The following is a 9,541-nucleotide window of genomic DNA, read 5'->3' on the forward strand; positions in this document are numbered from 1 at the left end:
TACTAGCCGCCCGGCTGGAGCGGCGGGTCCTCGATGTCCTGGCGGATCAGCCACTGGACGAACGTCCGCCCCTCCGGGGACATATGGGCCTCGCCCTCGCCCTTTCCCTCGCGCTGGAGCAGATAGTGGGCCTGGCGCAGCGGCACCAGCCGGTCGTGGAGGACCACGAGACGGCCGTCGCGCACGGCGGCGCGCGCGAAGCGTTCGGGCACCAGGGCGCAGTGCAGCCCGGACGCGGCGAACTGGGTCGCCGCCACCGTGGTGTCGAGCGTGATGGTCGCCTCCGCGCCCCGCGACGGCGGCGGCGTGTGCGGGAACAGCCGCTGCCACAGGTCGTCGTAGCCGATGACGTGCACCCGCGGCCGCTGCTCCAGGTCGGCGGGCCCGGTCAGCGGGCCGTACGCCTCCAGATGGGCGGGGGAGCCGACCACCACGGCCTGGTCCTCGTGCAGCAGATCGGCGGTGAACCCGGCCCAGCGGCCGTTGCCGTGACGGATCTCCAGGTCCACCTCGTGCGGCGGGACCTCGTTGGCCCAGATCGCGGTCACCACCCGCAGGTCGATATGCGGGTAGTCGTCGTGGAAGTCCGGGAGCCGGGGCATCAGCCAGGTCATGGCGTACGACACCTGCACCCGCACGGTCAGCCGCCCCCGCCCGGCCGGGCCGAACAGCCCGGTGGTGCCCGCCGACAGATCGTCGAACGCGCCCCGCACGGTCGGCAGATACGCCTGCCCCATCGGCGTCAGCCGGATGCTGCGCGCCTGGCGCTCGAACAGGGCGATCCCCAGCTGGGTCTCCAGTACCCGGATGCGCTGGCTGACCGCCGAGGCCGACAGGCCCAGCTCATCGGCGGCCGCCGCGATGCTGCCGAGCCGCGCGGTCGCCTCGTAGGCCAGCAGTCCGGGCAGCGGAGGGAGGGGCGTACGCACGGCCGGGACGCTACGCGGGGCCCGCTGAGCCGGGCAAGGGGCGAGCAACACATTTCGGGGGGCTCAGTCCCCTGTTGACAGGTTTGACGTGTACTTCTCGCCGCTCGGAGACTGTCGGCATGGCCTACCTCCTCCTTCTGGCCGCCATCACCGCCGAATTGATCGGCACCAGTCTCCTCAAATCCACCGCGGGCTTCTCCCGCCCCGGGCCCGCCCTGGCCTGCCTCGCCTCCTACGCGGTGGCGTGCTTCCTGCTGGCGCGGGCGATCCACGACGGGATGCAGGTCGGCGTGGGGTACGCGCTGTGGTCGGGCCTCGGCACGGCCCTCATCGTGGTGATCGGTCTGCTCTTCCTGGGCGAACCGCTCACCGCGGCGAAGGCGCTGGGCGTGGCCCTGGTGATCGGCGGCGTCATCACCCTCAACCTCGGCAGCACGCAGTGAGGCCGTAGCCCGGGCGCCGTGGCTCAGCCGTAGCGGCCGGTGGCGTCAGACGCCGAGCTTGGCGTCCAGCGCCGCGGCCACCGCCTCCTTGTCGCCGTCCAGTTCGACCCGGGCCGCGTTCTGCCGCCCGTACAGGAACAGCGCCAGCTCACCGGGCTCGCCGGTGACCGTGACCACCGGGACGCCGCGGTGGGCGACCGCCGTACGCCCGTCGGGGCGGCGCAGCACCAGCCCGACCGGGGACTTGCGGCCGAACACCTTCGCGACCCGCTCGGTACGGGACCACAGCGCGTCCGCGAAGACCGGGTCGATCTCGCGCGGCGTCCACTCCGGGCGGGCGCGGCGGACGTCCTCGGCGTGGACGTAGAACTCGACGGTGTTGGCCGCCTCGTCCACCTGCTTCATCGCGAAGGGCGACATCCGCGGCGGGCCGGTGCGGAAGAGCTGCACCAGCTCCTCGTACGGCTTCGCGGCGAACTCGGCCTGCACCCGGGTCAGCCGCTGGGCCAACGGCTTGATCACCAGGCCGCCGGCCGCGTCGGCGCGGCGCTCGCGCACCACCAGATGGGCCGCCAGATCGCGGGTGGTCCAGCCCTCGCACAGCGTCGGGGCGTCGGGGCCCGCGTTCTCCAAGAGATCGGCGAGGAGCAGGCGTTCGCGCTTCGCGTGAGTGGACATACCGCCCACCCTACGACCGACGCCCGCCGCCCGCCATGAGAAACGCGCCCCTCGGGCCCGGGGCGCTACTCGGGTATCGGCTCGCGCAGCTTGGCGCCGTCCTTGCCCGTGCTCACCGTCAGCGCGCACGAGACCCGGTCCTTGCGGTGCTCGGTGTACGTGCCCAGGGCCGGGTAGAACGCGTAGTAGTAGTACTCGCGGCCGTCGTTGGGGACGCTCTCCAGCCGCTTCTCGGGGTCCGTCGCGCACAGCGAGAACGCCTTGCGCTGGATCGCCCGCTCGGAGGAGAAGTCCCCCGGTCAGCGTCTCGTTGGTGATCACTTCGCCGTCGTGCGCGCGGTCGCACGAGCGCTTCTCGACCTTCGTCACGCTGCTGTCCATCGCCGGGTGGTCGAAGCAGGTGCCCGGCTTGAGCACGACGTACGGCATCCTGCGGCCGGCCGGGGTGGACTCCGAGGCGTCGGGGGACGGGGCGGCCTGGTCGTCCCCGCCGCCCAGCGGTGCGCCCTGGCCCGGGTCCTCCGACCCGGCGGGAGCCGAGGCGTCGCCCGACGGCGAGGAGAGGGGGCGGTTCGGGGCGGACTGCGGGGCGTCGGCCTTGTCGTCGCCTTCGTCGTCCTGTGAGCCGAAGAAGGCCACGCCCGCGACCACCGCCAGACCCACCGCCACGCCGGTCACGATCGCCGCGGCCCTGGACCGGCGGGGCGGCGGACCACCCGGCGGCGGGGGAGGCGGGGGCGGTCCGAAACCGCCGTGGAGCGCGGGCGGACCGGGTTGCCCCATCGGGGCCGGATCGACGGGCGGCCCGAAGCCCCCCTGCGGTGACTGCTGTGGTTCCTGCTGCGGCTGCGGCGGTGGACCGAACCCCCCGCCGTTTCCAGGCCGGTTGTGGTCATGCGACGGCGACGGAAACGTCATGCCCGAAGCATGCCCCATCAGCCCCGCACCCCGACCATCGGGCCCGTCCATTTCGGCAGGCGATCGGCAGGCGGGAGGATCACCCTCCGGGACGTGCAGAATGGTCGCATGACCGGCTCCGATCGTCCCTCCGCCCTCGACCCGGCCATCGCCGCCCGCCTCAAGCGCGGCGCCGACGGCCTCGTCCCCGCCATCGCCCAGCAGTACGACACCGGCGAGGTGCTGATGCTCGGCTGGATGGACGACGAGGCGCTGCACCGCACCCTCACCACCGGCCGCTGCACCTACTGGAGCCGCAGCCGCCGGGAGTACTGGGTCAAGGGCGACACCTCGGGCCACACCCAGCAGGTCAAGTCCGTCGCGCTCGACTGCGACGGCGACACCGTGCTCGTCAAGGTCGACCAGGTCGGCGCCGCCTGCCACACCGGCGACCGCACCTGCTTCGACGCCGACGTCCTCCCCCTGGGCCAGTAGCCCCCGTCGTACCGAAGACCGCCGGAAGACCGCCCACTAGGCTCCCCAGCCATGACCCAGGACGCTGCCACGATGGACCTCGAGACCTTCCGCAAGCTGGCGGCCGACCGCCGTGTCATCCCCGTCACCCGCAAGCTCCTCGCGGACGGCGACACCCCGGTGGGCCTCTACCGCAAACTCGCCGCCGAGCGCCCCGGCACCTTCCTGCTGGAGTCCGCCGAGAACGGCCGCTCCTGGTCCCGCTACTCCTTCGTCGGTGTCCGCAGCGCCGCCACCCTCACCGAGCGCGACGGCCGCACCCACTGGCTGGGCACCCCGCCCGTCGGCGTCCCCACCGAGGGCGATCCGCTCGCCGCCCTGCGCGCCACGGTCGAGACCCTGCACACCCCGCGTGACCTGGGCGGTCTCGTCCATCTGCCGCCCTTCACCGGCGGTATGGTCGGCTACCTCGGCTACGACGTCGTCCGCCGCCTGGAGAAGATCGGCGAGCACGGGCGCGACGATCTGCGGCTCCCCGAGCTGACCATGCTGCTCACCTCGGACCTCGCCGTCCTCGACCACTGGGACGGCACCGTCCTGCTGATCGCCAACGCGATCAACCACAACGACCTCGACACCGGCGTGGACGAGGCGTACGCGGACGCCGTGGCCCGGCTCGACGCGATGGCCGCCGACCTCGTACGGCCCGTCCCCACCGACCCCACCGCGCTGCCGCCCTCCGAGGTGCCCGAGTACACCGCGCTGTGGGGCGGTCCGGACTTCAAGACGGCCGTGGACGACATCAAGGAGCGCATCCGCGCGGGCGAGGCGTTCCAGGTCGTCCCCTCGCAGCGCTTCGAGACGCCCTGTTCGGCCAGCGCCCTCGACGTCTACCGGGTCCTGCGGGCCACCAACCCCAGCCCGTACATGTACCTCTTCCGCTTCGACGGCTTCGACGTGGTGGGCTCCAGCCCCGAGGCCCTGGTCAAGGTCGAGGACGGCAGCGCCATGCTGCACCCCATCGCGGGCACCCGGCCCCGCGGCGCCACCCCGCAGGAGGACGCCGCCCTCGCCGAGGAGCTGATGGCCGACCCCAAGGAGCGCGCCGAGCACCTGATGCTGGTCGACCTGGGCCGCAACGACCTGGGGCGGGTCTGCGAGCCCGGCAGCGTCGAGGTGGTCGACTTCATGTCGGTCGAGCGCTACAGCCATGTCATGCACATCGTCTCCACCGTCACCGGCAAGCTCGCCGAGGGGCGCACCGCGTTCGACGTCCTCACTGCCTGCTTCCCCGCGGGCACCCTCTCCGGCGCACCCAAGCCGCGCGCGATGCAGATCATCGAGGAGCTGGAGCCGAGCCGCCGCGGGCTGTACGGCGGCTGCGTCGGCTACCTCGACTTCGCGGGCGACTCCGACACCGCCATCGCCATCCGCACCGCGCTGCTGCGCGAAGGCACGGCCTACGTCCAGGCGGGCGCCGGTGTCGTCGCCGACTCCGACCCGGTGGCCGAGGACGCGGAGTGCCGTAACAAGGCGGCGGCGGTGCTGCGCGCGGTCCACGCGGCCAACCGCCTGGGCCGGTAGCGGGGCCGGCGGGGCCGGCGGGGCCGGCGGGGCCGGCGGGGGCAGCCCTGCGCGGCCCTCGGGCGGGCGGGCGTTCGGGGTGCGTTCGGGGTGGGGGATAGTGGTCGGCGTGAGTGCAGCAGCCGTACCCCAGCCCCGGGCCGAGAACGAGCCCTCCGCCTCCGCCGAGCGCGGCCGCCGAGCGGCGCGCGGCAGCCTCGCCGTCGCGCTGCTGTGCGGTGCGCTCGGCGCGGCGCTCGTCCTGCTGGCCACCAGCCGCAAGTGGGCCGAGGGCACGGCCAGCGTCGCCCAGGGCTCCCTGCCGCAGAGCGCCAATGGCGAGGACATCACCGGGCTGCCCGGCGCCCTCGCCGTCGTGGGCCTCGCCGCGCTCGTGGCCGTCTTCGCCGTACGCCGCGTCGGCCGCGTCGTCGTCTCCCTCCTCCTCGCCCTCACCGGTGCGGGCATCGTCATCAGCGCCGCGCTCGGCGCCACCGACAAGGCGGCGCTCAAGGAGAAGGCGTCCAAGGTGACCGGCGTGGAAGGCAGCACCATCCACGACGTGTCGTACACGCCCTGGCCGTGGGTCGCCCTGGCGGGCGGTGTGCTGCTGCTGCTCGCGGGCGTCCTGGCGCTGGCGTACGGGCGCTACTGGCCCGCCATGTCCGGGCGGTACGAGCGGGCCGGCGCGGAGGGCCGGGGCGCCGGGCGCCGCGCCTCCGCTGCCCCCGACCCCGACCGCCCCGAGGAGCTGTGGAAGGCCCTGGACCGGGGCGAGGACCCGACGGTTTCGCGGTAGTCGCCGGGGAGGCGCGGGGGGAGGCACCCCCGCTCAAGGGCGCGTCCGGCATCGGGGACAATGGCGTGGGAACTTCGCCCCGCGCGCCCGGACCAGGCCCGGACCAGGCGCTGTGTACAGCTACGAGGAGAATTCATGTCCAACGCCCACGGGCACACCCCGGCCGCCTGGACCGGTGTCACCATCGCCTTCATCGGCTTCTGCGTCGCCGGAGCGTTCACCGTGCTGGCCAACCCGCTCGGCTTCTGGGCGGGCATCGTCATCGCTCTCCTCGGCGGTGTCGTCACGATGGCCATGCGCGCGGCCGGGCTCGGCGCCCCGAAGGCCAAGCCGCTGCGGATGGTGGGCGAGAAGCAGGTACAGACCCAGGAGTGAGCTGTGTGAGGCGCGGCGCGGGGCCGGTGCCGACGAACCCGTACGGGCTGATCCGTACGGATCATCGGGCACGGCCCTGAGCTGCGCCTTCGTGGTTTCCCGGGGAGACTCGGGCGTGTGGTCCTGTCTCCCGCGGCGCGTCGGCTCCTCGCTCCCCTCGGCGTGCTCACCGGCGTCGCCGCCGCCTTGGCGTACGTCGGCGCCGTCGATCCCCATCAGCCCGGCCACTACCCCGTCTGCCCGCTGTTCCGGCTGACCGGCCTCTACTGCCCCGGGTGCGGCGGGCTGCGCAGCGCCCACGCCCTGGCGCACGGCGAGCTGCTGCCGGCGCTGGGGGACAACGCCCTGGTCGTGGTGTGCGGCGGCGTGTTCTGCGTGGCGTGGGTGGTGTGGTGCGTCCGGGCTCTCGGATGGCGCCGCCGCCGGGTGGTGTGGACCTGGCAGACGTGGCACGCCTGGGTGATCGCAGGCGCCGTTCTCGCCTTCACCCTCATCCGGAATTTCCCCTTCGGGGGACTACTGGCACCCTGACCGTTGTTGTGAATGACGTCGTGTACGACCACCTGGTGGGACGCGGCGTCAACCGGATGCGGGACCTCGGTCCTTTGACAGCTACCATCGCATTCGACCAGAAGCTCCATCCCCGTCCCGGAAGGGGGCCGCTCGCGTGAGTGTGCTCGACGAGATCATCGACGGTGTCCGTGCCGACCTCGCGGAGCGGCAGGCGCGCGTCACCCTCGACGAGCTCAAGGAGCGGGCGGCCAAGGCCCAGCCGGCGAAGGACGGCGTGGCGGCGCTCAAGGGCGACAGCGTCAAGGTGATCTGCGAGGTCAAGCGGTCCAGCCCGTCCAAGGGCGCGCTCGCCGCGATCGCCGACCCGGCCGCGCTCGCCGCCGACTACGAGGCGGGCGGCGCGTCGCTCATCAGCGTGCTCACCGAGCAGCGGCGCTTCGGCGGATCGCTGGCCGACCTGGAGGCCGTGCGGGCCAAGGTCGACATCCCGGTCCTGCGCAAGGACTTCATCGTCACCTCCTACCAGCTGTGGGAGGCGCGGGCGTACGGCGCGGACGTGGTGCTGCTGATCGTGGCCGCGCTGCCGCAGGATGCGCTGGTCTCGCTGGTCGAGCGGGCCGAGTCGATCGGGCTGACCCCGCTGGTCGAGGTGCACGACGAGGAAGAGGTCGAGCGGGCCGTGGCCGCCGGGGCGCGGCTGATCGGCGTCAACGCGCGGAACCTGAAGACGCTCGAGGTGGACCGGGGGAACTTCGCGCGGGTCGCGCCGGAGATCCCGGACCACATCGTCAAGATCGCGGAATCGGGTGTGCGCGGACCGCACGACCTGATCGCCTACGCGAACGACGGCGCGGACGCGGTGCTCGTGGGGGAGTCCCTGGTGACGGGGCGCGACCCCAAGGGCGCGGTCGCCGATCTGGTGGCGGCCGGTGCGCATCCGGCGCTGCGGCACGGGCGGGACTGAGCGGACCTATGGACGTGTACGCGCGCCTGGCGCGGGGGTGCCGCCCCCGGGGTTGCCGCGCACCCGCACGGCGGGTGCGGGGGCGTCGCGTGCGCTATCACATCGGGTGCGAGCCGGGGCAGGTCAACGGGCGCCGATGGCGTTGAGGGCGGCGGGTGTCGCTGGGTGCGCTCCATACGGTGAGCGTGCGTTGTTGTGTGCGCTGACCTGTGGTTCCGGGTGCGCTGACGGTGCTTTTCGGGTGCGGGGCCGTGGCCTCCGGGGCAGGGCCCTGGACCGTCTATTTACGGCGCCGCCACCCGGAAGCGCGGAGTGAGCCGGAAGTCCACGGCGCCACAAATACACGTGGTGTCCAGGACCCCACCCCTGCGACCCCGTCCCCTCCTGTCTCGTCGGCGGCTGTCCGTTCGGTGGTCGTTCCGTTCATCAAGACTTGCGGAGTGCTTTCATGTCCTCTGACTTCTTCATTCCGGACCCCCAGGGTCAGGTCCCCAGTGCCGAGGGGTATTTCGGTGCGTTCGGCGGCAAGTTCATCCCCGAGGCGCTCGTCGCCGCGGTCGATGAGGTCGCCGCGGAGTACGACAAGGCCAAGTCCGATCCCGCCTTCGCGGCCGAGCTCGAGGATCTGCTGGTCAACTACACGGGGCGGCCGAGCGCCCTGACCGAGGTACCGCGGTTCGCCGAGCACGCCGGGGGCGCGCGGATCTTCCTGAAGCGGGAGGACCTCAATCACACGGGGTCCCACAAGATCAACAACGTGCTCGGGCAGGCCCTGCTCACCAAGCGCATGGGCAAGACCCGGGTCATCGCCGAGACCGGCGCGGGCCAGCACGGGGTGGCGACGGCCACGGCGTGTGCGCTGTTCGGCCTCGAGTGCACGATCTACATGGGCGAGGTCGACACCCAGCGGCAGGCGCTCAACGTGGCGCGGATGCGGATGCTGGGTGCTGAGGTCATCGCCGTGAAGTCGGGCAGTCGCACCTTGAAGGACGCGATCAACGAGGCGTTCCGCGACTGGGTCGCCAATGTGGACCGTACGCACTATCTGTTCGGCACGGTCGCCGGGCCGCATCCGTTCCCGGCGCTGGTGCGGGACTTCCACCGGGTGATCGGTGTGGAGGCGCGGCGGCAGATCCTGGAGCGGACCGGGCGGCTGCCGGACGCGGTGGCGGCGTGCGTGGGCGGAGGCTCCAATGCCATCGGGCTGTTCCACGCGTTCCTGGGGGACGAGAGCGTGCGGATCGTGGGCTTCGAGCCCGCGGGGCACGGGGTGGACTCCGGTGAGCACGCGGCGACGCTGAGCCAGGGCGAGCCCGGGATTCTGCACGGGTCGCGCTCGTATGTGCTCCAGGACGAGGACGGACAGATCACCGAGCCGTACTCGATCTCGGCCGGTCTCGACTATCCCGGGGTCGGTCCCGAGCACGCGTATCTGAAGGACGTCGGGCGGGCCGAGTACCGGGCCGTCACGGACGACGAGGCGATGCAGGCGCTGCGGCTGCTGTCGCAGAGCGAGGGCATCATCCCGGCGATCGAGAGCGCGCACGCGCTGGCCGGGGCGCTGGATCTCGGGCGGGAGCTGGGCGAGGGCGCTGTCATCGTCGTCAACCTCTCCGGGCGTGGTGACAAGGACATGGACACGGCGGCTCGGTACTTCGGGCTCTACGACGAGGGAGCCAAGTGATGGCCGGGAATCTGGAACTGCTGGGGTCCGTCCTGGCCAAGGCCAAGGACGAGGGGCGCTCGGCGCTCGTCGGGTATCTGCCCGCCGGTTTTCCGTCGATCGACGGCGGCGTCGCGGCGATGACCGCGATGATCGAGGGCGGCTGCGATGTCGTCGAGGTCGGGCTGCCGCACAGTGACCCGGTGCTCGACGGGCCGGTGATCCAGACCGCGGACGACATCG

Annotated in this window: 12 protein-coding genes; 10 read left to right on the forward strand and 2 right to left on the reverse strand. The window is 72.5% G+C overall.

Translation table 11 applies throughout. The features are described from left to right. Nucleotides 1–2: 2 nt before the first annotated feature. On the reverse strand, nucleotides 3–929 hold the full coding sequence (locus SSOG_RS33585) for a LysR substrate-binding domain-containing protein (protein ID WP_039939291.1): 927 nt from the start codon (nucleotides 927–929) through the stop codon (nucleotides 3–5). Between the two features lie 119 nt (nucleotides 930–1,048). On the opposite strand from SSOG_RS33585, the gene SSOG_RS33590 reads away from it, so the two are divergent. Beyond that, nucleotides 1,049–1,372: a DMT family transporter gene (locus tag SSOG_RS33590; RefSeq protein WP_009718717.1), complete on the forward strand. Its 324-nt coding sequence runs from the start codon at nucleotides 1,049–1,051 to the stop codon at nucleotides 1,370–1,372. Nucleotides 1,373–1,417: 45 nt separating this feature from the next. On the opposite strand, the gene SSOG_RS33595 is transcribed toward SSOG_RS33590, so the two are convergent. After that, nucleotides 1,418–2,050 carry a TIGR03085 family metal-binding protein gene (locus tag SSOG_RS33595; RefSeq protein ID WP_009718718.1) on the reverse strand — a complete coding sequence of 211 codons (633 nt, stop codon included), beginning with the start codon at nucleotides 2,048–2,050 and terminating at the stop codon, nucleotides 1,418–1,420. 1,026 nt (nucleotides 2,051–3,076) lie between these two features. Here SSOG_RS33595 and hisI point away from each other — a divergent pair. The 9 genes from hisI to SSOG_RS47750 form a co-directional block, all read left to right on the forward strand. Beyond that, nucleotides 3,077–3,442: a phosphoribosyl-AMP cyclohydrolase gene (gene hisI, locus SSOG_RS33600; RefSeq protein ID WP_009718719.1), complete on the forward strand. Its 366-nt coding sequence runs from the start codon at nucleotides 3,077–3,079 to the stop codon at nucleotides 3,440–3,442. Between the two features lie 51 nt (nucleotides 3,443–3,493). Next, a complete protein-coding gene (locus SSOG_RS33605) occupies nucleotides 3,494–5,005 on the forward strand; it encodes an anthranilate synthase component I (protein WP_078510461.1) in 1,512 nt (503 codons plus the stop codon). Between the two features lie 109 nt (nucleotides 5,006–5,114). Then, entirely contained in the window at nucleotides 5,115–5,783 is a 669-nt protein-coding gene (locus SSOG_RS33610; RefSeq protein ID WP_039939293.1) for a TIGR02234 family membrane protein, read from the forward strand. A 135-nt stretch (nucleotides 5,784–5,918) separates the two neighbouring features. Continuing rightward, a complete protein-coding gene (locus tag SSOG_RS33615) occupies nucleotides 5,919–6,158 on the forward strand; it encodes an HGxxPAAW family protein (RefSeq protein WP_009718722.1) in 240 nt (79 codons plus the stop codon). Nucleotides 6,159–6,275: 117 nt separating this feature from the next. After that, nucleotides 6,276–6,689, forward strand: a complete 414-nt coding sequence (locus SSOG_RS33620) for a DUF2752 domain-containing protein (RefSeq protein WP_039939294.1) — start codon at nucleotides 6,276–6,278, stop codon at nucleotides 6,687–6,689. Nucleotides 6,690–6,825: 136 nt separating this feature from the next. Continuing rightward, the gene (trpC, locus tag SSOG_RS33625; protein ID WP_009718724.1) at nucleotides 6,826–7,635 is read left to right on the forward strand and encodes an indole-3-glycerol phosphate synthase TrpC; all 810 of its coding nucleotides are present in this window, start codon (nucleotides 6,826–6,828) and stop codon (nucleotides 7,633–7,635) included. After that, entirely contained in the window at nucleotides 7,632–7,781 is a 150-nt protein-coding gene (trpM, locus tag SSOG_RS58585) for a tryptophan biosynthesis modulator TrpM (protein ID WP_420719373.1), read from the forward strand. Before trpC ends, trpM begins: the two co-directional genes overlap by 4 nt. Before the next feature lie 302 nt (nucleotides 7,782–8,083). After that, the gene (trpB, locus tag SSOG_RS33630) at nucleotides 8,084–9,319 is read left to right on the forward strand and encodes a tryptophan synthase subunit beta (RefSeq protein WP_009718725.1); all 1,236 of its coding nucleotides are present in this window, start codon (nucleotides 8,084–8,086) and stop codon (nucleotides 9,317–9,319) included. After that, nucleotides 9,319–9,541: tryptophan synthase subunit alpha (locus SSOG_RS47750; protein WP_039939295.1), on the forward strand; the 223-nt coding region annotated here is incomplete at its 3' end. The genes trpB and SSOG_RS47750, both read left to right, overlap by 1 nt.

It is taken from the genome of Streptomyces himastatinicus ATCC 53653 (assembly GCF_000158915.1).
Lineage (GTDB): Bacteria > Actinomycetota > Actinomycetes > Streptomycetales > Streptomycetaceae > Streptomyces > Streptomyces himastatinicus.

Excerpts from the sequence above, each read along its gene's own strand:
- SSOG_RS33590 (WP_009718717.1), top strand. The coding sequence starts at position 1,049 with ATGGCCTACCTCCTCCTTCTGGCCGCCATCACCGCCGAATTGATCGGC.
- SSOG_RS33615 (WP_009718722.1), top strand. The coding sequence starts at position 5,919 with ATGTCCAACGCCCACGGGCACACCCCGGCCGCCTGGACCGGTGTCACC.
- SSOG_RS33605 (WP_078510461.1), top strand. The coding sequence starts at position 3,494 with ATGACCCAGGACGCTGCCACGATGGACCTCGAGACCTTCCGCAAGCTG.
- hisI (WP_009718719.1), top strand. The coding sequence starts at position 3,077 with ATGACCGGCTCCGATCGTCCCTCCGCCCTCGACCCGGCCATCGCCGCC.
- SSOG_RS33595 (WP_009718718.1), bottom strand. The coding sequence starts at position 2,050 with ATGTCCACTCACGCGAAGCGCGAACGCCTGCTCCTCGCCGATCTCTTG.
- trpB (WP_009718725.1), top strand. The coding sequence starts at position 8,084 with ATGTCCTCTGACTTCTTCATTCCGGACCCCCAGGGTCAGGTCCCCAGT.